Source organism: Deinococcus planocerae (assembly GCF_002869765.1).
GTDB classification, from domain to species: Bacteria; Deinococcota; Deinococci; order Deinococcales; family Deinococcaceae; genus Deinococcus; species Deinococcus planocerae.
In genome coordinates, this window is record NZ_PNOR01000003.1 from 114,705 (window position 1) to 137,899 (window position 23,195).

Sequence of the window (23,195 nt, forward strand, 5' to 3'; positions counted from 1 at the left end):
AGAGGGGGCTGGGGGAGTGGCGCTGCGCTGGGCAAGGACAAACGGGCGGCGCGGGTGGTCGGGTCTTACTGTGCGGAATGTCTGATCTTGTCGCGTCCCATCGGCGTGCCCACCGTCTCGCTGCGCGAGCAAGGCGGGGCCGTGGGCCAGGACCGTCCAGTCTCGGCCACTCATCGGGCGTCCGGATTGACGCTTTGAACAACGCAAAAGCCTTCGCTCTTTTTAGCCCTCTCCCTTGACTCGCCGAGCTGCTTGCAAAAGAGGCATGACCAACGTCCTCCCTCTACTTCCCCTCCTCCGGCAGCGTGATCAGTTCGTTCTCTCGCACGAAGGCTTTGAGAAAGCGGGGCATGACCTCCATCTGGCTGGCGTGGGCCTGGAGGGCGCGGAGTTTGGTGTCCTGCTGGGCGGCGGTGAGGTCGAGGCGCGTCCAGGCGAGGTGGCGTCCGCGGGGGGGGATCAACAGGGGGAAGCCCGCGTGCAGGCCCTTGGGGACGGGCCACTCGGCGCCGCCGTGGACGATCCAGAGGCGTTCGCGGCCCGTCTCGCCGCGCTGGGCCAGGAGGTCGGCGGTGACGAGGCTGGTCGCCACGTGGTCGTGGTGGAAATCGTGGGTGGAGGGCAGCAGCACCACGTCGGGCCGCACCCGCCCCAGGACCGTGCTCAGGTCGCGCCGCAGGCTGGCGGCGGTGTAGGGGGCGCCGGGCGAGAGGGCCTGGGGGTAGGGGACCCGGGTCGCCCGGGTGTGTGGGGAGGCGGTGGGGGTGTCCGAGTCGGCCCGCAGCATTCTCAACAGGGCCCCGTCCGGGTAGCCCAGGAAAAACAGGTGGCTGGCGGGCACCCCCAGCGCGGCGGCGGCGCGGGTCGCTTCCCGGATGCGGACGGCGCCGAGCGACTCGGAGGCGCGGCCACGCGGCCTGGGCGTATGTTCGAGGAGGGCGGCGTCCAGCTCGAAGCCGTCGCCGCTCGTCAGCCACACGATGTAGACCTCGGCCCCGGCGGCGAGGGCGTGCTGGATGTTCCCCGCGCAGCACAGCGACTCGTCGTCGGGGTGGGGGCTGACCATCAGGACCCGCTGGCCTGCGCGGTAGCCGGGCGCGGGGGGCAGCGCGGCGACCTCGGCGACGGCGCGCGGGTAGAGGAGTCTGAGGGCGGCGGGCGAGTTGATGGCGAAGGCGGCGAGCAGGGCCGCGAGGAGGACGGCCCCCACCCAGAGGTGGCGGCGCCGTGGCCTCCCCAGCAGTCGGCTCAACGCCCACGCACCTCCCGCACCCCCTCCGGCGAGGCGACGAACGCCAGCTTCGCCATCCCCAGGAAAAAGCCCGTCTCCACGACGCCCAGCGTGCCCTTGATCTGCCGCTCCAGCGTGGCGGGGTCGAAATCCCGCGGCAGCGCCGCGTCGAAGATGTAGTTGCCGTTGTCGGTGACGTAAGGCTGGGCGCCGGGTTGCCGCAGCCGCCCGCCCAGCCCCAGGGCCCGCAGCCGCTCGATGGTGGACAGGAAGCCGAAACGCGCGATCTCGACGGGAAGAGGGGCTTTCTCCCCCAGCCGCGAGACGACCTTGGTGTGGTCGGCGATGATCACCAATCTATGCGCCTGCACCTCGGTCAGCTTCTCGCGCAGGAGGGCCCCGCCCAGCCCCTTGATCAGGTTGAGATCGGGGTCGATCTCGTCCGCCCCGTCGATGGCGAGGTCAAGGGGCCGGGGGTCGAGGGGCTCGACCGGGAGACCGAGGTCGCGGGCCAGCGCCTCCGAAGCCTCGCTCGTCGCCACGCCCACGATGTTCCCGACCTCGCCCGCCGCGAGCCGCCGCCCGATCTCCTGGATCGCGTACTTCGCGGTGCTGCCCGTGCCCAGCCCGACCCGCATCCCGCTCTCGACGAGCTGGGCGGCGCGGACGGCGGCCTGCTCTTTCAAGGCCTCCAGGTCAGGCATCGCGCCCCTGCCGGTCGGCGTCGATGGCGGCGGCCACCGCGTCCGCGTGCCCCTCGACCTGCACGGAGGGCCACGCCTGCACGAGCCGCCCGTCCGGGCCGATCAGGAAGGTGGCCCGCCGCACGCCCTCGGTGACCTTGCCGAAGACGTTTTTCGGGCCGTAGGCGCCCACCGTCCTCAGGAAGGCGGCGTCCTCGTCGGTCAGCAGGGGGAAGGGCAGCCCGTACTTCTCCCCGAAGGCGCGGTGGCTCTCCGCGTCGTCGCGGCTCACGCCCAGGATGGCGGCGCCGTGGGCTTTCAGCAGGGCGCTGTCGCGGAAGTCGCACGCCTCCTTCGTGCAGCCGGGGGTGTCGTCCTTGGGGTAGGCGTAGAGCACCACGTAGCGGCCCGAGTAGTCGGCGAGGCGGTGGGTGCGGCCCTCGGCGTCGGGGAGAGCGAAATCGGGGAAGGGCTCGCCGGGGGTAAGGGTGGGGGCAGCCTGGGTCATGCCCAGAGGGTAACGGAAGGCGGGGCGGGGGTCCCCCACGTGAAGTCCCGTTTACGTTTCTTAGCTCCCAGCGCGTATCCTGGGCGCGTGAAGCTCGCCCCCTACATCGACCACACGCTGCTCAAGGCGACCACCACACCCGCCGACATCCGCCTGCTGTGTGCCGAGGCACGCGAGCATGGGTTTTACGCCGTCTGCATCAATCCGGTCTACGTGCCCCTGGCCGCCGCCGAGCTGGCGGGCTCGGGCGTGAAGGTGGCGACGGTGTGCGGCTTCCCGCTGGGCGCGGTCCTCAGCGGGCAGAAGGCGGTCGAGGCCCGGCTGAGCGCCGAGGCGGGTGCCGACGAGGTGGACATGGTGATCCACATCGGCGCGGCGCTGGAGGGCGACTGGGACGCCGTGGAGGCCGACGTGCGGGCGGTGCGGCGGGCGATTCCCGACTCCGTGCTCAAGGTGATCGTCGAGACGTGCTACCTGGACGACGAGCAAAAGCGCGCGGCGACCGAGGCGGCGGTCCTGGGCGGGGCCGACTTCGTGAAGACCTCGACGGGCTTCGGAACCGGCGGGGCGACCGTGGAGGACGTGCGCCTGATGGCCGAGGTGATCGCGGGCCGGGCGGCGATCAAGGCGGCGGGCGGTGTGAGGACCCCCGAGGATGCCCGGCGGATGATCGAGGCGGGCGCGACCCGGCTGGGCACCTCGGGGGGGGTGGCCCTGGTGGCGGGCGAGCGGACGGGGGCGGGGTACTAGCGTGACGCCCGACGTGATCCTCGCTTCCGGCAGCCCCCGGCGGCGCGAACTCCTCTCGAACCTCGGCGTGACCTTCCGGGTCGTCGTGAGCGGCGTGGACGAGGAGAGCCCCGAGGCCGACCCGGCCCGGCTGGCGGCGGACCTCGCGGCGCTCAAGGCGGCCTCCGTCTCGCGCGAGCACCCCGGCGCGGTCGTGATCGCCGCCGATACCGTGGTCGCGGCGGACGGCGCCCTCCTTGGCAAGCCGGTGGACGAGGCGGAGAACCGGGCCTTCCTCCGGCGGCTCTCGGGGCGTCCCCATCAGGTCTACACCGGGGTCACGGTCGCCTTCCCGGGTGGGACGGCGGGCGGGGTCGAGCGCACGGACGTGACCTTCCGGGAGCTGACGGACGGGGAGGTCTTTCACTACGCCCGCACCGGGGAGGGGCTCGACAAGGCGGGCGGGTACGGCATCCAGGGGGTCGGGATGGCGCTCGTGGCGCGGATCGACGGGGACTACTCGAACGTGGTGGGCTTTCCGCTCGGGCTGGTGGTGGGGCTGCTGCGCGGGGCGGGCGTGCCCGTGTGGGGCGAGGCCGCCGGGGTCAGAGAGGTGCGCGGGGCGCCGTGAGGAGCTTCCGGGAACTGCTGCTGCTGTACGCGGCGCTCCTGCTCGTGAGCATGGTCGCCACCCGCTTTCAGGTCGTCGCGCCGACGGCGCTGAGTGCGGCGACCGCCCCCGTCACCCGCGTCGCGCTCGCCGCCACCGACAACGTGCGGCGGGCCTACACGAACGTGGTGCAGGAACGCAATCTGGCGGGGGAGGTCCAGTCCCTGCGCCGCCAGAACGACGCGCTGGCCCAGCGCAACGAACTCCTCGCCCGCGAGGTCGCCCGGCTGCGGCAGGTCGTGCAGATTCGCTCGACCCTGGCGCCCAACGCGGTCGGCCTCGCGCAGGTCGTCGCCGTGGACCCCAGCCCGCTGCTCGCCCGGCTGACCCTCAACCGCGGGAGCGGGGACGGGGTGCGGGTGCGGATGCCCGTGATCGTTCCCGCCGGGCTCGTCGGGCAGGTCGTGGGCGTCAGCGGGCGCCGGGCGACGGTGATCGGCCTGGTGGACCCCGAGAGCAGCGTCGGCGTCACCCTGGAAGGAAACCGGGGCGGGCGCGGCCTCGCCGTGGGGTTGCCGCCCGATAGGTTGCGCGCGCAGTTCTCGCGCAGCGTGCCCGTGAGGCCGGGGGACGTGCTCGTCACGAGCAGCCTGGGCGGCGTGTACCCGGTCGGCATCCGGGTGGGCACCGTCGAGCGGGTGCTGCCGCTCGGGCCCAACGACGTGAACCGCACGGTCGTCGTCAAGCCCGCCGTAGACGTGGGTGCCGTGGAGGACGTGACCCTGCTGGAGGGGCTGTGACGCGCCTCCGTCTGCCCGCGCTCGCCGTCGGCACCCCGGGGCGCCCGGTGCTGTACGTCCTCTACGCCCTCATTCTGATCACGGTGCAGGGCGTCCTCTCCCGGCTGCTCGACGGCTCGCCCGTGCCGCCGCCCAACCTCTTCCTGCTCACCGGCGTGGCGCTGGTGTGGCGGCTGCGGCCCGCGGCGGCGCTCCTGGGGGCGTACGGGGTGGGGCTCGCCCAGGACGTGCTCGGCGGTGGGGCGCTGGGCCTGCACGCGGCGGGGGTGGCGGGCGGGGTGCTCCTCGTGCTGATGGTCCGGCGCCTGGTGGTGGACTCGGGGGTGATCCAGGCGGTGGTGACGGTGCTCGCGGCCACGGCGGGGCAGTGGCTCGCCTTCCTGTTCCTGACGTACTGGCTCAGATCGGACCTCGTGACGACCGATACACTGGTTCGTACCGTGCCCCTCGCCTTCCTGACGACCCTGCTCGCCTCCCCCCTGTGGGAGCGCGTGGTGAACTGGGCTCTCGGCCCGCGCGCCGGGTCGCAGCGGGGGCTCGGGTGAGCCGGGCCGGGGACAGCTTCGACCGCCGCTCGCGGCTGCGCAGAAGGGCGGGCGGGCGCAGGCGGGCGGGCGAGCACTCCGCCGCCGGGGCGCTTCCCGTCCGGCTGATCGCGCTGGGCTTCAGCCTGGGGCTCGCGGTGCTCGGCGGGCGGCTCTTTCAGCTTCAGGTCACGCGGCACGACGAGTTCGCGGTGCAGTCGGCGAGCAACTTCCAGCGCGACGAGGTGGTGCGCGCCCTGCGCGGCGAGATCCGCACGCGCGACGGCGTGCTCCTCGCCACCAACCGCCTCGCCGTCGATCTGGTGTACACCGGCAGGCGCGACCCCGGGGACCCCGCCCAGGCCATCCCCGCCTGGGACCGGATTCAGGCCCTCGCCGGGGTCAAGCCGGGCGACCTCGTGAACGGGCAGCCGCGCGAGCCCGATCCCGAGAAGGAGACCGAGACCGTCCTCGCCCGCAACGTGCCGCAAGACCGCCTCGCCGCCCTGTACGAGTACACGGTCCTCATCCCCAGCCTGGAGCTGCGCGAGCGCGTCGAACGCGTCTACCCCGAGGGCAAGATGGCCGCGCACCTCCTGGGCTACGTGCTGGAGGCGAACCGGCGCCAGGTCGAGGAGGAGGGCTACACGGTCGGCGACATGGTGGGCGTCTCCGGGCTGGAGTACAGCCAGCAATCGGTCCTGGCGGGCGTGAACGGCCTGCGCCGCCGCGAGGTGACCGCGAACGGGCGCCCCCTTACCGAGCGGGTGATCGACCCGGGGCGTCAGGGCCAAGACCTCACCCTCACCATCGACAGCACCCTCCAGCGGGCCGCCGAACGGGTGCTGCGCGAGGGGCTCGCCGACGTGAACCGGGGCCGCGCCGCGCACGGGGGCCGCCCCGATCCCTACGCGCGCGGGGCCGTCATCGCCATCGACCCGCGCACGAACGAGGTGCTGGCGATGGCGAGCAGCCCCACCTTCGACCCCAACTGGTTCTCGCGGGTGCCCGGCCCCGACCCGGTGGCGAAACGCTGGGCGGTCGATCCCAACCGCAAGGACGCCGCCCTCGACGCCGTGACGAGCAACCGGGTGGTGCAGGCGTACAACCCCGGGAGCGTCTTCAAACTCACCTCGACCATCGCCTTCGTCGAGAAGTGGGGCAACTTCACGACGGGCTGCGCCCCGGTCTACTACTTCGGGCGGGCGGCCTTCCGCAACTGGGCCTCCTACAGCCTGGGCCCGGTGGACGGGCGCAAGGCCATCGCCTTTTCCTGCAACCCGTGGTTTTACACCTCGGCGGTGAAGGCGGGCCCGACCGGGTACTCCCGGCAGCTCAAGGCGCGCGCCACCGAACTCGGCTTCCGCTCGCCCACGGGCCTCGAACTCGTCGGCGAGAAGCTGGGCGACGTGCCCGACCGGGACGACTACACCAGCAACGAGCACCCCTGGTACGAGGGCTCGGGCCTGAACATGAGCATCGGCCAGGGGGACGTGCTCGTCACGCCCGCCCAGCTCGTCTCGGTGATGTCCACCATCATCAACGACGGGATGAAGCGGCCCCTCACCGTCCTCAAGGCGGTCGGAGACGAGCCCGTCGCCCGCAAGCCCGCCGTCAGCGTGGTGAAGAACGGCAACACCGAGATTTTCGAGTTCGTCAAGGAGGGCATGTCCTGGGTGACGAGCATCCGCACGGGCACCGCCCGCCACGAGGTCGGCCCCCAGCTCTTCCCGGTCCGCACCGGCGGCAAGACGGGCACGGCGGAAAACGGTCTGTCGCGCCGCTACAACTACGCCTACACCCACGCCTGGTACGAGGGCTACGGGCCGCTGGAAAACCCCAACTTCGCCGTCGTCACCTTTTTCCAGAACGGCGGGGAGGGTTCGGGCCCGGCGCTCAAGGCCGCCAAGAAGATGTTCGCCGCGCGCTGGTGCGTCACGCTGGACGAGCGGGGGAGTGCCCTGCCGCTGGACGCCCAGCAGCCCTGCATGGGCGAGCTGGACCAGATGCACAAGGTCTACAAGGTTCGGGCCCAGCGGGAGGCGGCGCAGAAGGCGAAGGCGGCGGCGGAGGAAGAGTAGGGCGGAGAGGGGGCTGGGAGGCGTTGGGCGGCTACCCCCCTCCCAGCCTCCCCCACAAGGGGGGAGGAGCTAAAAACATAGGGCGTGAGGGGGTGTGTCACCTGCACGTCGACCGAAAAGAAAGCGCCCTTACCGTGGCCCGGAAGAGGCGAGCTTTTCCAGCTTTCCTGATAGCAGGCTAGAGGCGCTGGGGCTTTCTATTCCTCCTCCCCCCTTGTGGGGGACTGGCACAGCTCGCACCGCGAGAGGCCGGGAGGGGGGGCAACCGCCCAATCCCTCCCCGAACCACAGGAAACAAAAAGTCTCCAACAAACGGGCGAGGCAGCCCACAGCCAACCCCGCCTCCATCCCTCACCCCCTGCCCTACTCCACCCGCGTCTCCAGCATGATCTCGCTGTTCAGGCTCGCCGCCACCGAGCAGTATTTCTCGTGGCTGAGGTGCGCGGCGCGGCTCAGCGCGTCCTCGGTCAGGCCCTCGCCGCTGGCGATGTGGCGCACGGTGATGCGGGTGTAGCGCCTCGGGTGGGTCTCGGCCCGCTCGCCCTCCACCTCGATGCGGTAGCTCGTCAGGGGGACGCGCTTTTTCTTCATCACCTCCACCACGTCGTAGGCGGTGCAGGTGGCGAGGGCGCCAAGCAGGGCCTCCATCGGCGAGACGCCCACCTTGACGGGGCTGTTGTCGATCAGGAGCTGGTGCCCGCTCTCGCTGACGCCGACGTAGCGCTGCTCGCCGAGCCAGGTGACGTGCATGGTCTTTTTCAGAAGGTCGGCCATACGGGCAGGGTAGCGCGAGCGGGGGGGTGCCGCCCTCCCCCCGCCCACCCTCAGGCCCGCAGGTCGCCCGTCCCGACGGTCTGGAGGTCGTCCACGTCGTCCTCGTCCTCGTCGGGGAGGGGGAGGTTGACGCGGAAGGTGGCGCCCCCGCCCGGCGTGTCGAGCACGTCGATGCTGCCGCCGTGCGCGTGGGTGACCTGCTGGGCGATGGTGAGCCCGAGCCCCGCCGAGCCCGCCTCCTTGCCGCGGTAGAACTTGTCGAAGATGCGCGGCTTGATGTGGTCGGGGATGCCGGGCCCGTGGTCCACCACGCAGATCTCGACGTGGCCCCCCCGCACGTCCGCGTCGATCTGGACGAGGCCCGGGCTTCCGCAGACCCGGATCGCGTTGCTCACGAGGTTCACGAAGACCTGCGTCAGGCGCCCGGGGTCGCCGATGATCTCCACGTCGGGGGCCTGGGCCTTGACCCCGTAGTCGCGCCCGACCTGCCGCACGAGGTTACCCACGTTGATGAAGTGCATCTCGATCCCCTGCACGAGTTCCCCGCGCGAGAGTTGCAGCAGGTCGTTCACCAGCCGGGTCATGTTCTCGGCGACCCGCTGGGCGTCCTGGAGGGTCTGACTGCCCCCGGCCTCACGCTCGGCGCGGCGGAGATATCCCAGCAGCGCGGTGAGCGGTGTGCGCAACTCGTGGCTCGTCTCCGCGAGGAAGGTCTTCTGGAGGTTGAGGGCCTCTTCCAGTTGCCGGGCTTGCACCTCCAGCCGCTGGCGCTGGGCCTCGGCGATCCGGCGCAGCCGCTCGACCTCCTCCAGCCGCGCCTGCAAGGAGAGGTTGAGTTCGCGGACCTCCTGCTCGGCCCGCTCTCTGCGCTCGCGGGCGTCGGCCTCGGCGATGGCGCGCTTCACGCTCGGGGCGAGGCGTTCGAGCCGCTGCTTGAGGATGTAGTCGGTGACCCCCTGCCGCAGGGTGTCCACCGCGACCTCTTCCCCCATCGCGCCCGTCACGATGATGAAGGGCAGGTGCGGATCGAAGGCGTGCGTGGCGTGGAAGGCCGAGAGGCCGTCGTAACTCGGCAGGGCGTAGTCGCTGAGCACGAGGTGCGGGCGGTGACCGCGCAGCGCCTCCAAGAAGCCCGGCTCGTCCTCGGCGCGCTCGACCTCCACCGGCCAGGGGAGGTCGCCCTCCAGGTGCAAGATCACAAGTTCGTGGTCGAGTTCGTTGTCTTCCAGGTGCAGGATTCTCAGCGGCTGGCCGGGGGTGGGCAGCGAGCGGTCGGGCGCCGTCATGGGGTGCGCTCCAGTTCGGGCGCCGGGGCGGGGGCCTCCAGCGGGAGGGTGACGTGGAAGGCCGCGCCCTCGCCGGGCTGCCCTTCGGCGCGGACCCGGCCCCCGTGGCGGGTGACGATGCGGCGGACGTTGGCGAGGCCGATGCCGGTCCCCTCGAACTCCTCGGCGCGGTGCAGGCGTTGGAACACGCCGAACAGTTTATCCGTGTAGCGGGGGTCGAAGCCCACCCCGTTGTCCCGCACCGTCACGGTGAGTTCGCGGCCCTGCACCTCGCTCGACACCTCGACCAACGCCCGCTCGCGGGTGCGGGTGTACTTCAGCGCGTTGCCGAGCAGGTTGGAAAAGACCTGCGCGAGCAGCGCCCCGTCCCCCTGCACGGTGGGCAGCGGCGCGAAGCGGGCCGAGACCTCGCGCCCCGAGCGGTCGGGCTCCAGCCCCGCCCAGACCTCGGCGAGGACCGCATTCAGGTCCACGGGTCCCCGGCGCAGCTCCTGGCGCCCCATGCGCGAGAAGGCGAGCAGGTCGTCGATCAGGCGGCTCATCCGCGCCGCCGCGTCGGTGATCACGCCGAGGTAGCGCTCCCCCTTGGGCGAGAGGCCTTCTCCCACCTCCTTGCGCAGCAGGTCCCCGAAGCCCACGATGTGCCGCAGCGGCGTGCGCAGGTCGTGCGAGACCGAGTAGGAAAAGGCCTCCAGCTCGCGGTTGGCCTCCTGAAGTTCCAGGGTCCGCTGCCGCACCCGCTCCTCCAGCGAGAGGTTGAGGGCTTCCAGGTCGGCGCGGGCGGCCTCCGCCTGGGCGCGCAGGGCGTCGTTGTCGAGGGCGGTGGCAAAGCGTTTGGCGAGCTCTAAGGCGAGGTCGTGGTCGCGGTCGAGGGGTTCTTGCCGGAAGGTCAGCCCCAGCACCCCGCGCACCGAGCCGTCGCGCCCGATCAGGGGGTAGAGCCCGGCCCCGCTCGCGCCGACGTCGTGGAGGAGGGGGTGCGAGCGCAGCAGGCGCTCCTCGCCGTCCTGCGCCGCCTCCGCGATCAATTCGCCCAGGGCCTCCTGCACCTCGGGCCGGGTCCACGCCTGCCCCACCCGCGAGGTGGCGAGGGTGCGGCCCCCCGGCGGCGAGCCCCACAGCGCCGCGCTCTCGGCGAGTTGCAGGGTGATGCGGTCGAGCGCCGCGCGGTAGTGCTCGGACCTCGCCCCCAGCGGGTCCTCCGCCCGCGCCGAGAGCCGCTCGGACACGTCGGCGAGGAGCCGGGCGGCGGCTTCCGCGTGCACCTGGTCGTCCACGTCGGTGCTCGTGCCCACCCACTCGATGATCCCGCCGCCCGCGTCCCGCACCGGGAGGCCGCGGGTGACGAAGGTGCGGTAGCGGCCCTCCTGGCCCAGCAGGCGGTGCTCGGCCTCGAAGGGGCGCCCGGCGCGCACCGCCGCCCCCCAGCGGGCCTGGTACTCGGCGCGGTCTCCCGGGTGCAGCAGGGTCAGGAAGCCGTCTCCCGCGCGCGCCGGGCCCACGTACTCCGCCCAGCGGCGGTTGAAGTAGGTGGGTTGTCCCGCGGGGTCGGTGAGCCACACGATCTGCGGCAGCCCCTCGAGCACCCCGCGCGAGCGTTCCTCGTTGCGCTGGGCGAGCCGCTCGGCGCTCACCCGGTCGTGGATGTCGGTCGCCGAGGCCACCCACTCGGTGACCTCGCCCTGGCGGCCCCGCACCGGGGAGACCCGCAGCACGAACCAGCGGTGGGTGCCCGCGAGTGCGAGCCGCACCTCCGCCTGGGTGCGCGTCTCGCCCCCCTGCGCCTCCTCCCACAGCCGGGCGTAGGCGGGGCGGTCTTCCGGGGGCACGCGCGCGCGCACGGGGTCACCCCCCAGCCGCTCGCGGTGCTGGGCGTTGACGTAGGTCGTCTCTCCGCGCGGGTCGCTCACCCACAGGATGTGGGGAATGGCGTCGAGCACCCCCCGGTAGCGCCGCTCCCCGGCCTGGAGGGCCCGCTCGGCCTCCAGGCGCTCGGTCACGTCGCGCACGACCTCCAGGAGGCCGAGCACCTCGCCCCCCGGGCCGACGACCTCGCTGCGCCCGGTCTCGCCGGAAAAGACGCTCCCGTCCGAGCGGCGGTAGGGGGTGGTGACCCCGTGGAAGGTGCGCCGCTCCTCCAGCCGGGGGTCGAGGTGCAGCCGGGCGAGGGGTTCTCCCGCCAGATCGTCCGGCACGTACCCGAACTGCCGCGCGAGGGCCGGGTTGACGAGCCGGATACGTCCCCCGGAGTCGGTGAAGGCCGCCGCGTCCTGCATCGCCTGGAAGATCGCCTCGAACTCGGCGCGCGACCGCTCCAGCCGCTCCTGCGACTGGGCGAGGCGTCGGCTCGCCACCTCCGCGCGCTCGCGGGCGTGCACCTGCGCCTGGGTGAGGAGAAAGGCCAGCCCCGCCACGAGGAGCCCCGCGACGAGCACCCCCACGGGCACGCCCGACGCCGCGTCCCGCCCGAAGCTGAAGGGCGCGGCGAAGCGCAGCTCCCAGGTCGCGCCCGCCACCTCCAGCCGCGAGACGTCGCGGAAGCCGACCGGCCCCGCCAGGGTGGGGGGCAGGCCGCGCAGGGGCGTGCCGTCGAGCAGCGGGCGCACGCTCAGGGCGCCCGCCTCGCCCGGGGGGATCACCCCCTGGAGAAACTCGTCGGTGCGGACGGCGAGGTACACGAAGCCGCGCAGGTCGCTGCCCTGCTCGACCGGCAGCAGCAGCAGCAGCCCCGGCAGGGGCCGCCCCGAGGCGTCGGTCTGCACCAGGTCGAGGGGCCGGGTGGTCTGCACCGCGCCCCGCTCGCGTGCCCGCAAGATCGCCGCGCGGCGCCGGGGCTCGGTCATCATGTCGAAGCCAAGCGCCCGGCGGTTGGTGGCGTTCAGGGGCGAGATCAGCGCGATGGGGGTCGACACGTCCCCGCTCTGGTTCACCGTCCAGCGGACGAAGCCCACCGCCTGCACCCCCGGGTAGCGGCCCCCCAGCCCCAGGGTGCCCACGTACGCCCCGAACTGCGCCGGGCTGGGTCCATCCGGGCCCTCCACCAGCCAGAACGACCGCGTGGCGCGCAGCAAGTTCTCGTAGTCGCTCAGGCGGTCGCGCAGCCCGAAGGTGTACGCCCCCGCCTCACGCTCGAAGCGCGCCTGCTGCTGGTCGAGCACGAAGCGGTTGAGCAGCGCCGACGCCGCCACCGTGAGCAGCAGCACGAGCACGAGCACCGCGAGCGGAATGCTGCGCTGGCGCGGCAGCCCCCCGAGGAGCCGCGTCAACGCGCGACCTCCAGCGCCCCCAGGAAGACGGAGGCTGAGACGTCCGCCCCCGTCCACGCCAGGAAGGCCAGCCGCGCCTGGTGGGCGAGCATGGACAGGCCATTTTCGGCCCGCACCCCGGCGGCGCGGGCCTCGCGCAGCAGGCGGGTCTCGCGCGGCTTGTACACCATGTCGTAGACGAGGGCCCCCGGGGCGAGGGAGGTGAAGTCGAAGCCCGGGAGCGGCGTCTCGTCGGGAGCATCGAGCCCGGCGCTGGAGGCATTGACGAGGAGGGAGACCTCCCCCCACAGCACTTCCTCGCGGAACTGGGCGAGGCCCCCCAACTCGGCGGCGAGCGTCTGGGCCTTCTCGAACGTCCGGTTCACCACCCGCACGTTGTCCCCGCGCAACCGCAGCGCCCAGACGGCGGCCCGCGCCGCCCCGCCTGCCCCGAGGACCACGACGACGCCCCCTGAAGGCGCTCCCGCTGCCTCCAGCGCCGCGCCCAACCCCGGCGCGTCCGTGTTCTCCCCGACGAGCCGCCCCTCCCGGTTGACCACCGTGTTCACGGCCCCGACCATTCGCGCCGCCCCCGACAGGTCGTCCAGAAACGGCAGCGCCGTCTCCTTGTGCGGGAGGCTGAGGTTCGCTCCCAGAACGCCGGGTTCACGCAGCCGCTCCAGCGCCTCCCCGAGTTCCCCGGCGGGCACCCGCAGCGCCGTGTACTCGCCCCTCAGCCCTGCGTGCCGGAAGGCGGCGCGGTGCATGGCGGGTGATAAGGAATGCGCCGCCGGGTCGGCGTACAAGAAGGCGCGCAGGACGTCGGGGGAACTCACGCCCGGTAGTCTAGCGCCCGGTTTCTGAGCCCGGCGAGGCGGGAAGGGGGCAGGTTGAGCTTTCGCTCAGGTCGCGGGTGGATTGTGGGTCGCCACACGTCAGCCTCTGCCCGGGCGCCGGACAATGCGGGCGTCCGAAATGATCCCACGTTTCCCGACTCCCCCCGACGAAGACGCTGGGGGGAGAGTGCGCTTTGCCGCACGCCACAAAGACAGGAGCCACGTTGAGCGACCGCACCCCAGGCCAGCCCACCCCCACCCCCGGCACCCCGAACGAGACGGGCGGCGCGTCCGCGACCCTGCACCTCGCCAACCAGCGTGAGGCCTTCGCGCTGCTGGGCGCCGGGGACGCGAACTTGCGCCGGATGCGCGAGCTGACTCCTGCGAGGATCATCGCGCGGGGGGAGACCGTCACCATCACCGGGGAGAGCGCCGACGTGCAGGCCGCCGAGCGCATGGTCCAGGGCGCCCTCGACGTCGTGAGATCGGGCGGCGAACTCACCCCCGAGAGCCTGCTGCGCTCCGCGCGCCTCAGCGGCGAGGGCCGCAGCCTCGCCCAGGAGACGCAGGTGTCGGGCCTGAGCCTGCCGCGCGGCCTCAAGCCCAAGACCCCCGGCCAGAAGGTGTACCTCGACAAGATCGAGAAGAGCGACATCACCTTCGGGGTCGGCCCCGCCGGAACGGGCAAGACCTACCTCGCGGTGGCGATGGCGGTGCAGGCCCTCAAGGGCAAGAAAGTCAAGCGCATCATCCTGACCCGCCCGGCGGTCGAGGCGGGCGAGCGGCTGGGGTTTTTGCCCGGCGACCTCCAGGCCAAGATCGACCCCTACCTGCGCCCGCTGTACGACGCCCTGTACGACATGCTCGACCAGGAGAAGTTCGAGTCGTACCTCACGAGCGGGGTGATCGAGGTGGCGCCGCTGGCGTTTATGCGGGGAAGGACCCTTAACGACGCCTTCATCATCCTCGACGAGGCGCAGAACACCACCGGCGAGCAGATGAAGATGTTCCTCACCCGCATGGGCTTTTCCTCCCGGGTCGTGGTGACGGGCGACGTGACCCAGATCGACCTGCCGCGCCATATCACGAGCGGGCTGGCGGTCGCCAAGCGGGTGCTGGGCAGCATCGAGGGCATCGCCTGGCACGAGTTCACCGACGTGGACGTGGTGCGTCATCCCCTGGTGGGCCGGATCATCAAGGCCTACGAGAAGGCCGAGGACGCCGAGCAGGACAAGCGGGGCGCGCGCCGGGGCGAACTCGCCAGCGTGTCCGAGGAGACCCTCGACGCGCGGGAGTGAGGGTGGACGCGGGGGGGGGGTGGGCGCTTCCGGGAAGGGGTGCCCGCCCCCCCGCCCTGTGTGGGCCCTACTTCGGCGCGGGCTCCGGTGACGGGGTGAGGCTGCCGCCGTCCTGAACGCTGACCCTCCGGGAGCGCGGGACGAGGGAAAGGGTCGTGGTTACGCGCTCACCGCTGGCGAGGGTCAGGGCGGCGGCCCCCGGTGGGGCGTACCCCCCGAGGCGCGGGGCGTCCCGGCCCAGCGGCCCGTCGGCGAGGCCGAGCGTCCAGCCCCCGGGGGCGAGGCCCGGAAAGGCGAAGTCTCCGCGCTCGTCCGTCAGCGTGCGCAAGACCTCGCCGCCCTCGCCGCGCAGTTCGAGCAGGAGGCCGCCCGTGAGGTTCGACCCGGCGGAGGCGCCGAAGCGCGGGCCCCCGCCCTCTACGCGCACGCGGCCCACCACCGCGGCGGGGCGCACGAGGCGCAGGTCGCGGGTGGACGCGGCGGCGGCCCTCACCTCCACCCGGGCGGGCAGGGCGGGCAGGGCGATCCGCGCCGTCCCCAGCCCGGCGGCGTCGGCGGTGAGGTAGTGGGCGCCCGGCGGCACGGCGGCGAAGGTGTACAGGCCCCGCTCGTCGGTGCGGGTGGCGAGCGCGCCGAGCCGCAGCAGCAGCCCCGCGACGGGGGCGCCCGCCTCGTCGGTCACCCGGCCCGAGAGCGAACCCACGTCGCGCCGCGCGGCTAGGGGCACCTCCAGCGGCCAGCTCACGCCGAGCTTGAAGGTGGTCGCGGGTGCCTCACCCCCCCCGAGCCGCACCCCGGCGGCGCCGCTCAGCCGCCCGCCCCCCGGCCAGACGCGGGCCGCGCTCGCCTGGAGGTGCCACACCCCGCCCCGGGCGTCGTCCGTGTCCACGCCCAGCCCCAGGGTCGTCACGCCCTGCCAGGTGGCCTCCCAGGCCAGGCCGCCGCCCAGGGTGCCCGCCCGCGCCCCGAAGTCGTAGGTCGCGTGGGCGGCGGCCTGGAAGGTGCCCACCTCCGTCGGCAGGGCGACGGTCCCCGCGTACCCCAGCCGGGCGCCGGGGTCGGCGTCGAGGACGAGTTCGTGGGTGGTGTGCAGGGGCGAGAACGTCTCGGCGAGGAGCTGGGCGCGGTGCCGTCTGGGGTCGTCCTCCCCGGGGGCGCTGCGGTAGGCGTAGTTCAGCGAGGCGTACCCCCACTCCCCGCCGTGGCCGAGCGAGGCGCCGAGTTCCGCCTCGGGGGCCGTCTCCTTCAGGCTCCGGCCCACGGCGGCGCGCACCCCCAGGGTGACGGCGGGCCCCGCCCACGACCCGCCCGCGCTCAGCCGCCACGCGTCCGCGTCTCCCTGCACCTCGCGCCCGAAGGCGAGGAGCGCCTGCGCCCCGCGCACCCCGAAGGCGGCGCTCGCCCCCGCCCGCCACCCGCCCGGGAAGCTGCCCCGCGCGTCCGCCGCCGCCTGCCACCACCAGCGGCGCTCCAGGGTGCCCGCCGCCGTGACCTCACCCGGGGCCCCCTGCGCCCCCGCGTGTCCGGCCCAGCGCAAGACGTCCCCCTCGCGCCGCAGGTCGAGCGCCAGGGCCGCGCCGGGGACGGGCGTCCACCCCACCCCCACCCCGAAGGCGAGGGGCCCCGGGGCCGCCTCCGTCTCACGGTCCGCCCGGTAGACCTCGCCCTCGGCGGCCCAACCGCCCCGGCGGTACAGAACGCGCACTCCGGGCGCCGGGGCGTCCTCCCCGGGCGGGGTCTGCCCGTACCACTGCCGTCCCGCCGAGAGGGTCAGGGGGCCGCGTTCCAGCGAGACGAGGGGGCTGACGCTCCCCAGGTCGAGGGTCACCCGCTCGCCCCCCGGCAGGCGCGTCTGCCCGGCGACCCGCCAGGAGACGCCGAGCCCGTCCGCCTCCGCGCTCAGGGTGAGCGGCAGGGTGACGTGGGTGGCGGAGAGGGGCACCCGCCCGGGCAGCACCTCCGTCGCCCCGCTCGCGCCCGCGTCCGAGCGCCCGCGCGCGAGAAGCTGCGTGTATACCGTCTGCGACGCGGCGAGGTCCGGCGGCACGAGGACCCGCACCGCGACCTCGGCCCGCTCCCCGGGACCGAGTGAGGCGCGGCCCGGCGTCACCTCCACGGGCAGGGCGCCGCTGTTCGTGGCCGTGAAGGTGACCTCCTGCGCGACGTTCCCGGTGTTCACCACCGTGAAGCGCGCGGTGTAGGGCTCGCCCACGACCACGGAGGGCGAGTCCGCCACCGCCGCGCTCAGCCGGGGCTGGGGGGCGACGTTCACCGGGGCCCGGGTGACGCGGCCCTCCCCGTCCGCGAGCGTGACCACGTACTCGCCCGCCCCCGCCCGCTCGTCGGGGAGGAGGACGACGAGTCCCCCGCCCTCCTCCCCGGGCGCGAGGGTCAGTGGCCCCGGCGGCAACAGCAGCCGCCACCCGGCGGGCAGGGTGACCTGCGGCGTGAACTCCCCGCGCCCCGAGCCCACGTTGCGCACCCGGTAGCCCAGGGTGATCGTCTTGCGCGCCGGGTCCTGCACCGCCGCGCGGGGGTAAATCTCGAAGGGCGCGGCCCCCCCTCCCCCCAGGCAGGCGAGCCCGAGCGCGAGCAGCCACCACGCGGTCGGCGCGGCGGGCCCCCTGCGCCCCCTGCCCCGCCCCGTCCTCAAGCCGCCCTCCTCACCCTGGCTCCTCCCCGCGTTACTTGGGAACGTCGAAGTTGTAGCGCACCGCGAACACGTCCTGGCCGCCCCCGTCCGCCATCACGACGACCTGGTAGCGTCCGGCGGGCAGGGTGGGGAAGGCGAAGCGCTGGCGGGTGCTCGTGCCGGGGTAGAGCCGGGTGTCGGTCCCGTCCACGCGCCCCAGCAGGGCGCCCGCCTCGTCGTAGACCTCTGCGTACACCTTGGGCCGCACCGCGCGCTCGCCGTCGTTGGCGAGGTTGACCGCCAGCCCGAAGCGCCCGTCGTCGCCCCGGCGCAAGTCGGGCTGCCCGAAGGCCACCGCCGCGCGGCCCCCGCTCCCCAGCTCGGTGATGAGCTGCACCCCGTAGCGCACGACCTGGCGGATGCTCAGCCCGGCCTGGGGCTTCGCTCCCGCCAGGGGGTCGTCCTCCTCGAGCGGCTCGACCATCAGGACGCTCCAGTAGCTGCCCGGCAGGGGCAGGGTGCCCGGCACCTTGATCGTGTAGGGCACCTCGAGCTGTCCTCCCGGCGGCACGGTCACGACCTCGCCCGGCAGGCTCACCCAGCCCGCGTTCGAGCGCGGCAGGCCCCCCGGCGTGCCGAACTTCACCTCGCCGCCCGCCTGGAAGAAGTAGTCGGTGAGGTAGAGCCGCGCCTTCGCGGGAACCGTGTCCTCGTTGCCGAGGATCAGCTTGCCCTGCACGGTCTGGCCGGGGGCGATGACGTAGGACTCGGAGAGCGAACTTTGCACGTTCACCCGCGCCCCGGCGGCGGGGGCGAGGGCGAGCAGGGCGGTGAGGCAGGAGAGCAGCAGGCGCATGGGCAGGGGTCCTCCGGGAGGGGTCAGGGGGCCGTGATCGTGTACGTGACGGCGGTGGTGTAGACGCCCGGCGCGGTCGCCAGGGGGTTGGGCAGCCCCGTGAAGTCGAGGCGGTAGCGCCGCGTCGCGCGCACCGGCCCGCCGACGATGAGCGTGTTCAGGCTCGCCCCGGCGGGCACGGCGCTGTAGGTCGCCCAGGGACCCAGGGCGGGCGGGGGCGTCTTGCAGCCCGCGTCGGGGGCCAGCCCCTCGGCACGCACCAGCAGCGTGAGCCCGGGGGGCCAGTTCAGGTTGCTGCGCGAGACGCTGACCGCGTAGGTCGTCGAGCCGCACCGGCCCGGGTCAAGGAGCACGTCGAAGGTGCCGCCGTCGAGCACCGTGAGCTGAGCCCCCGCCTGCACGGTCGAGGAGGTGACCGTGAAGGGCGTGGGGGCAGAGAGCAGCGTCACGCTGGGGGGGGCGGCGAGGGCCGTGCCCAGCAGCAGGGGAGCCGCCCCGGCGAGGAGACGGCGGGGCAAGGAGCGGAGGGACGGCTTGCGGGGCACGGTCAGTTGTCCACGATGGTGAAGGTGACGGTGGACTGCACCCCGCTCACCGGGCCTTGCAGGTTGGCCTGGGCCTGCCAGTTCAGCGGGAGGTCCCGCGCCGCCCCGGCGGGCAGGCTGCTCAGGACGTTCACGCTGCCGCCCGCGGGCACGTCGGCGAACCCACCCGCGCCCACCTGGACCCGCAGGGTGCCGAGCTGGGCGGGCAGGGCCCCGACCGAGGCGGTGACCCGCGAGGTCGTGTTCGTGGAGTAGCTGAGGGTGCCGCCCGTCGCCGCCCGGAAGGCCGAGAGCGTGTCGCCCGCCGCCCAGTCCGCCGCCGTGAAGCTGAAGGTGACGGCGGCGTTGCTCAGGGCGAGCTGCTTGACGTTCCCGACCGACAGCGTGACGGTGTGGGTGCCGCTCGGGGCGGCCCCGGCGAGGCCCGTCAGCAGCAGCGCCGGGGCGAGGAGACTTCTGCGACCGAACCTTGCAGGGCACACTCCGAAACGCTTCACGTCTTCCTCCGCTTCCTCCGCGAGGTGGGAACCCACCGCCGGGGCTCAGGTGGGTTCCCGGAACTGGGCTCAGTTGTGCAGCAGGGTGGCCGTGACGGTCACGGTGTCGTTCGTGAGGGGGGCGGAGAGGTTGGCCTGGGTCGCCCAGCTCGCGGCGCTGACGGTCGAGCCGGGGGTGACGGTCAGGGTGTTGAAGGGGTTGCCCTGGGCGTTGGTGAAGGTGAAGGTCTGCCCGGAGACGCTGAACTTGAGGTACTCCAGGCTGGCAGGCAGGGCGGTCGCGGAGAACTCGACGTACCCGGCCTTGTTCGACATGATCGAGAGCGTGTCGGCGGCGGTCTTTTCCACCGAGGTGTTGCTGCCGTACGTGAAGTCGGCGCTCGTGAAGCTGAAGAGCACGCCGCTCGCGTTCGCGCCGCTGTGGTCGAAGCTGATCTCGCGGATCGCGGGGATGGTGAACTTGAGGGTCTGGGTGTCCTTGGGGGCGGCGGCGGCGGTGGCGGTGAGGGCGGCGAGGGCGAGCACGGACAGGGTGGTGACGTTACGCATCTGAAGTTCCTCCTGAGGAAAGTTGCTTGGGCTCACGCCGTCTGGCGGGGGCCGGAAAGCCGGGTGAAGGGGGTGAAGGGGACCGGGGAGAGGGCCCTACCAGGGCACGGTCCAGGTGGAGCCCATGCCGCGCACGGACAGGCCGTCGTAGTAAAACCAGTTGCCCGTGACGGACCGGGTGTAGGCGTACGAGCCCGAGGCGTCCTGGCTGAGCCGGCAGCGGTTGACGCTGCTGCCGAGGGTCAGGTCGATGCCGCTCGCGTCACAGTTGCGCGCGTTCGTGGCCGCGTCTGCCCCCGGGGCGAAAACCCCCAGGTCGCGCACGCTCTCCGCCTGCAAGATGGCCCGGCGCACCGTCGTTTGCGCCGCCATGTCGTTCGCCGCGCGGCGGGCTCCCAGCAGGTTGGGAATCAGGACCGCCGCGAGCACCCCGATGATGGCGATGACGATCAGCAGTTCCAGCAGCGTGAAGCCTTGGGTGAGTGGCTGATGCATACGCTTCCTCCTTGGCGCCGAAACCAACGCCGCGGAGGTCGCCGGGCGGGTCGGGAAGGGTGAAGACGCCACGCGCCGCACTTGCCCTCCACACTTGGTCTTGCGCTGATCTGGCACGCCGCGGGAGGCGGGTCGTGCCTGACGGAGGTCGCACCACTGGCTCCACGTCTGGCAGGTGCCCGAATACACCAGACGCTTCTTCGCTCGTCCCCCTGAACATACTCATGAGACTTCACAAAAGGCTTACATTTAACGTTTCGAGGCGCGGCGGTCTTGGGCCGGGCGTCATGAAGCTCGCCACAAGGCCGGGAGGCGGCCCGGGCCGCTAGAGTCGCCCCAACCGGGACGCCAATCCCGGCTGAGGAAGCGATGAACCTCCCCCCTGATCCGGGCACCTTGGGGGGAGCGGAGCGAGTGGTGCGACCGACCTCACGGCGAAGGCGATCCGGACGGTCAAGGTCCGGTCGGGTCCGTCCTGTGCGGTTTCTCCTGATCCAGGGGGAACGATGAAGACATTCAGACGAGGGGGGTGCGGGCTCGCCCTGCTGCTCGCGGCGGTGCTCGGCACGGCCCAGGCGGGGGGCAGCGCGACCCAGACGATCAGGGTGAAGATCGACGCCTTTACCCGCGGAGGGCCGGAGGCGGCCCAGGTGGCCCTGACCCCAACCCTGCGTGGTCAGGGGCAGATGTCCCCCCTGCGGGCGCAGGGTGTCGGGACGCTGGGCTACACGCGCACCGGGGAGATGCGCCTCGTCGTGGGCGCGGCCCAGACCCTCCCGACCGGGTGGCTGCTGGAGGTCCGGTTACGCGGGGAGGGGAAAGCGGTGCGGCTCGGCGACGCCCACGGTGATCTGGTGGTCTCCGCCCTCCTGCCCGGGGGCACCCGCTCGCTCGCCCTCGATTACGTGCTGGGCGGGGCCCCCGAGGGCGCTGCCGCCGTTCCCGTGGTGTTCACCATCCTCGACCCCTGAGCGGGCCTCACCTCCGCCGGGACAGCGCCCACAGGCCTCCCCCCAGCCCCAGCCCCCACACCGCGCTTCCCACCCCCAGGAAGGCCACGCCGCTGGCCGTGACCGCCAGGGTGAGGAAGGCCGCCTCCCGCCCGTCCTCCGTGCCCAGCGCGGAGGCGGCGCTGCTCAGCGTGGTCGAGACGAGGGCGAGCCCGGCGAGCGCGGCGACCACGGGCGCGGGGACGGCCCCCACCGCGCCGACCACCCAGCCCGCGAACACGCCGAGCATCAGGTAGAAGAAGGCCGCGCTCAGTCCCGCCACCCAACGCCGCTCCGGGTCGGGGTGAGCCTCCTCGCCCGCCGCGATGGCCGCCGTGATCGCCGCGAGGTTGGTGGTGTGCGCCCCGAAGGGGGCCGAGAGCAGGCTCGCCACCCCCGACCACGTGATCAGCGGCGAGGTCGGCACCCGGGAAAATCCGCACGCCCGCAGCACCGCCACCCCCGGGAGCTGCTGGGAGGCGAGCGTGAGCACCGTCATGGGCAGCGCGAGGGTCAGCACGGCCCGCCCGCTGAACTCCGGCGTGGTCCAGACCAGGGTGCCCAGCCCGCCCCCGGTCAGAGGACCCACCGCCCCCGAGGCGAGCGACAGCCCCGCCCCGGCCAGCAGCGCCGCCAGGACCGCCCAGCGGGGGAACCACACCCGGCCCAGCAGGAAGACGGCGATCATCCCGCCCACGGGCAGCGGCGCGGCGGGGAGCGCCCGGAAGGCCCCCAGCACGAAGGGCAGCAGCACGCCCGCGAGCAGGGCGTTCGCCAGCGCGGGCGGAATGCGGCGGGTCACGCTCTCGAAGGCCCCCGTCACCCCCAGGCCGGTCATGATCAGGGCGCTCAGCACGTAGGCGCCGAGCACCTCGGGGTAGCCCAGGCCCCGCGCGGCGGCCACCGAGGCGACGAGGGCCAGCCCCGGCGTCGTCCAGGCCATCTTGACGGGGGCGCGGTACCTCCAGGTCAGCACCCCGCCCGACACGCTGATCGCCAGGTAGCAGCTCAGCACCCAGCTCACCGTCTGCCCGTGCGTCAGCCCGAAGTCGCGCGCCGCCCCCACCAGCAGCCCGATGCTGCTCGCCGCCCCGACCACCACCGCCACGAAGCCCGCCGTGACCGCCGACCCCGAGCCGTCGCGCCGCAGGTCCGCGATGGCCGTCAAGGTTGGACCCGCTCTGCCCGTCCGCCCACCCACACGTCCGCCGCGCCGTCCGGGGCGGGGGTGAACTGCGCCGTCAGCCGCGAGGGCGCCCCCGGCATCCGCTGCGCCCCTCGGATCATGTTCGTGGTCGTCGGCAGGCGGCCCGTCCCTCCCAGCACCCCCACGAGACAGGCGAACATGTGACTGCTCGCGCCGTCCTCCAGAAAGCCCTTCAAGGGCCCGAAGGCCCGGAAACTCACGTCCGCCCGGTTGGGCCCGCCCATCGTGAAGAGGATCAACCCCGTCGTGTCCGTCTCTCGGTTGAGGGACGAGATGGCGTCCGCGTCCGGCGTGAAGCCTTCGAGCGCCGCCGCGTCCGCAACCTCCATGACCAGATTCGGGCGGCCCGCCGAGGCGACCCACGCGGTTTTTCCAGTCACGCCCAGGGAGGAGAAGTCCGTCTCCACCTCCCGCGCCGTCACGTCCCCCTGGCGCAACAGCCACTCGCCGCCGCACAGTTGCGCGGGCATCACCTCCCCGCCCATCGTCACGTCCACCACGTCGAGGAGCACGCCCCGGGGTTGCAGGAAGGCGAGGGCCGCGAGCGCTCCGGAGTCCGAAGTGCCCTTCTCCTTGTCCGGGGTGAAGACCCGCAGCGACACGCCCGCCACGTCCGCCGCCCCGACGAAGACGGAGAGGGGGGCGCCGGAACTCGTGGCCCTCGTCTGGAGGTTGTCTGAGGCGTCAGAGAAGACGGCGACCGTTCTGCCGCCCTCTGAGCCGGGCGGGGAGAGGACACGGTAGAGGGCTGGTGCGGAGGTGACCGTCATGGTCACCATTTCAGCATCCGGCGCGGCGGCGGGCGGCTCCCTTGCCTGCC

Annotated in this window: 22 protein-coding genes and 1 riboswitch; of the genes, 7 read left to right on the plus strand and 15 right to left on the minus strand. The window is 73.1% G+C overall.

What is annotated here, in order from left to right:
* Positions 1 to 283: 283 nt before the first annotated feature.
* The 3 genes from A7B18_RS02530 to prxQ are packed head-to-tail and all read right to left on the minus strand — an operon-like array spanning position 284 to position 2,422.
* Complete coding sequence (locus A7B18_RS02530) at positions 284 to 1,252, minus strand: PIG-L deacetylase family protein (RefSeq protein WP_219722085.1); 969 nt, start codon at positions 1,250 to 1,252, stop codon at positions 284 to 286.
* Positions 1,249 to 1,935, minus strand: a complete 687-nt coding sequence (gene rpiA, locus A7B18_RS02535) for a ribose 5-phosphate isomerase A (protein ID WP_102125095.1) — start codon at positions 1,933 to 1,935, stop codon at positions 1,249 to 1,251. The genes A7B18_RS02530 and rpiA overlap by 4 nt, the downstream gene beginning before the upstream one ends.
* Positions 1,928 to 2,422 carry a thioredoxin-dependent peroxiredoxin PrxQ gene (gene prxQ / locus A7B18_RS02540; RefSeq protein ID WP_102125153.1) on the minus strand — a complete coding sequence of 165 codons (495 nt, stop codon included), beginning with the start codon at positions 2,420 to 2,422 and terminating at the stop codon, positions 1,928 to 1,930. Before prxQ ends, rpiA begins: the two co-directional genes overlap by 8 nt.
* Before the next feature lie 87 nt (positions 2,423 to 2,509).
* Here prxQ and deoC point away from each other — a divergent pair, with 87 nt between their 5' ends.
* The 5 genes from deoC to A7B18_RS02565 are packed head-to-tail and all read left to right on the plus strand — an operon-like array spanning position 2,510 to position 7,166.
* On the plus strand, positions 2,510 to 3,172 hold the full coding sequence (gene deoC, locus A7B18_RS02545; RefSeq protein ID WP_102125096.1) for a deoxyribose-phosphate aldolase: 663 nt from the start codon (positions 2,510 to 2,512) through the stop codon (positions 3,170 to 3,172).
* A 1-nt stretch (position 3,173) separates the two neighbouring features.
* Entirely contained in the window at positions 3,174 to 3,782 is a 609-nt protein-coding gene (locus A7B18_RS02550) for a Maf family nucleotide pyrophosphatase (RefSeq protein WP_245872712.1), read from the plus strand.
* Positions 3,779 to 4,561 (plus strand): rod shape-determining protein MreC, encoded by a 783-nt coding sequence (gene mreC / locus A7B18_RS02555; protein WP_102125097.1) that lies wholly within the window; start codon positions 3,779 to 3,781, stop codon positions 4,559 to 4,561. Before A7B18_RS02550 ends, mreC begins: the two co-directional genes overlap by 4 nt.
* Positions 4,558 to 5,106: a Rod shape-determining protein MreD gene (locus tag A7B18_RS02560; RefSeq protein WP_245872713.1), complete on the plus strand. Its 549-nt coding sequence runs from the start codon at positions 4,558 to 4,560 to the stop codon at positions 5,104 to 5,106. Before mreC ends, A7B18_RS02560 begins: the two co-directional genes overlap by 4 nt.
* On the plus strand, positions 5,103 to 7,166 hold the full coding sequence (locus A7B18_RS02565) for a peptidoglycan D,D-transpeptidase FtsI family protein (protein WP_102125098.1): 2,064 nt from the start codon (positions 5,103 to 5,105) through the stop codon (positions 7,164 to 7,166). Before A7B18_RS02560 ends, A7B18_RS02565 begins: the two co-directional genes overlap by 4 nt.
* 363 nt (positions 7,167 to 7,529) lie before the next feature.
* Here A7B18_RS02565 and A7B18_RS02570 read toward each other — a convergent pair whose 3' ends face one another.
* The 4 genes from A7B18_RS02570 to aroE all read right to left on the minus strand — a co-directional run bounded on the left by A7B18_RS02570 (position 7,530) and on the right by aroE (position 13,307).
* A complete protein-coding gene (locus tag A7B18_RS02570) occupies positions 7,530 to 7,928 on the minus strand; it encodes an OsmC family protein (protein ID WP_180969992.1) in 399 nt (132 codons plus the stop codon).
* A 62-nt stretch (positions 7,929 to 7,990) separates the two neighbouring features.
* Positions 7,991 to 9,226, minus strand: a complete 1,236-nt coding sequence (locus A7B18_RS02575; RefSeq protein WP_180969987.1) for an ATP-binding response regulator — start codon at positions 9,224 to 9,226, stop codon at positions 7,991 to 7,993.
* Positions 9,223 to 12,492, minus strand: a complete 3,270-nt coding sequence (locus A7B18_RS02580; RefSeq protein ID WP_180969988.1) for a PAS domain S-box protein — start codon at positions 12,490 to 12,492, stop codon at positions 9,223 to 9,225. The genes A7B18_RS02575 and A7B18_RS02580 overlap by 4 nt, the downstream gene beginning before the upstream one ends.
* A complete protein-coding gene (aroE, locus tag A7B18_RS02585) occupies positions 12,489 to 13,307 on the minus strand; it encodes a shikimate dehydrogenase (RefSeq protein ID WP_245872714.1) in 819 nt (272 codons plus the stop codon). The genes A7B18_RS02580 and aroE overlap by 4 nt, the downstream gene beginning before the upstream one ends.
* Positions 13,308 to 13,531: 224 nt before the next feature.
* On the opposite strand from aroE, the gene A7B18_RS02590 reads away from it, so the two are divergent.
* Complete coding sequence (locus A7B18_RS02590; protein WP_102125101.1) at positions 13,532 to 14,605, plus strand: PhoH family protein; 1,074 nt, start codon at positions 13,532 to 13,534, stop codon at positions 14,603 to 14,605.
* A 67-nt stretch (positions 14,606 to 14,672) separates the two neighbouring features.
* Here A7B18_RS02590 and A7B18_RS21805 read toward each other — a convergent pair whose 3' ends face one another.
* The 6 genes from A7B18_RS21805 to A7B18_RS02620 all read right to left on the minus strand — a co-directional run bounded on the left by A7B18_RS21805 (position 14,673) and on the right by A7B18_RS02620 (position 20,179).
* The gene (locus tag A7B18_RS21805; RefSeq protein WP_102125102.1) at positions 14,673 to 17,258 is read right to left on the minus strand and encodes a carboxypeptidase regulatory-like domain-containing protein; all 2,586 of its coding nucleotides are present in this window, start codon (positions 17,256 to 17,258) and stop codon (positions 14,673 to 14,675) included.
* A 31-nt stretch (positions 17,259 to 17,289) separates the two neighbouring features.
* Positions 17,290 to 18,093 carry a hypothetical protein gene (locus tag A7B18_RS02600; protein WP_102125103.1) on the minus strand — a complete coding sequence of 268 codons (804 nt, stop codon included), beginning with the start codon at positions 18,091 to 18,093 and terminating at the stop codon, positions 17,290 to 17,292.
* Positions 18,094 to 18,116: 23 nt separating this feature from the next.
* Positions 18,117 to 18,611 carry a hypothetical protein gene (locus A7B18_RS02605; protein ID WP_146009435.1) on the minus strand — a complete coding sequence of 165 codons (495 nt, stop codon included), beginning with the start codon at positions 18,609 to 18,611 and terminating at the stop codon, positions 18,117 to 18,119.
* Positions 18,612 to 18,640: 29 nt separating this feature from the next.
* A complete protein-coding gene (locus A7B18_RS02610; protein WP_146009436.1) occupies positions 18,641 to 19,135 on the minus strand; it encodes a hypothetical protein in 495 nt (164 codons plus the stop codon).
* A 69-nt stretch (positions 19,136 to 19,204) separates the two neighbouring features.
* Positions 19,205 to 19,684 carry a hypothetical protein gene (locus tag A7B18_RS22805; RefSeq protein ID WP_102125106.1) on the minus strand — a complete coding sequence of 160 codons (480 nt, stop codon included), beginning with the start codon at positions 19,682 to 19,684 and terminating at the stop codon, positions 19,205 to 19,207.
* Positions 19,685 to 19,780: 96 nt separating this feature from the next.
* Positions 19,781 to 20,179, minus strand: coding sequence for a prepilin-type N-terminal cleavage/methylation domain-containing protein (locus A7B18_RS02620; protein WP_102125107.1), 399 nt, complete (start codon positions 20,177 to 20,179; stop codon positions 19,781 to 19,783).
* Between the two features lie 353 nt (positions 20,180 to 20,532).
* Positions 20,533 to 20,616, plus strand: a riboswitch (cyclic di-GMP riboswitch).
* A gap of 69 nt (positions 20,617 to 20,685) precedes the next feature.
* On the opposite strand from A7B18_RS02620, the gene A7B18_RS02625 reads away from it, so the two are divergent.
* Positions 20,686 to 21,150 (plus strand): hypothetical protein, encoded by a 465-nt coding sequence (locus A7B18_RS02625; protein WP_102125108.1) that lies wholly within the window; start codon positions 20,686 to 20,688, stop codon positions 21,148 to 21,150.
* A 7-nt stretch (positions 21,151 to 21,157) separates the two neighbouring features.
* Here the strand turns inward: A7B18_RS02625 and A7B18_RS02630 are convergent, their stop codons facing one another.
* A complete protein-coding gene (locus A7B18_RS02630) occupies positions 21,158 to 22,336 on the minus strand; it encodes a benzoate/H(+) symporter BenE family transporter (protein ID WP_102125109.1) in 1,179 nt (392 codons plus the stop codon).
* On the minus strand, positions 22,333 to 23,145 hold the full coding sequence (locus tag A7B18_RS02635; protein WP_102125158.1) for a PhzF family phenazine biosynthesis protein: 813 nt from the start codon (positions 23,143 to 23,145) through the stop codon (positions 22,333 to 22,335). Before A7B18_RS02635 ends, A7B18_RS02630 begins: the two co-directional genes overlap by 4 nt.
* Positions 23,146 to 23,195 lie beyond the last annotated feature (50 nt).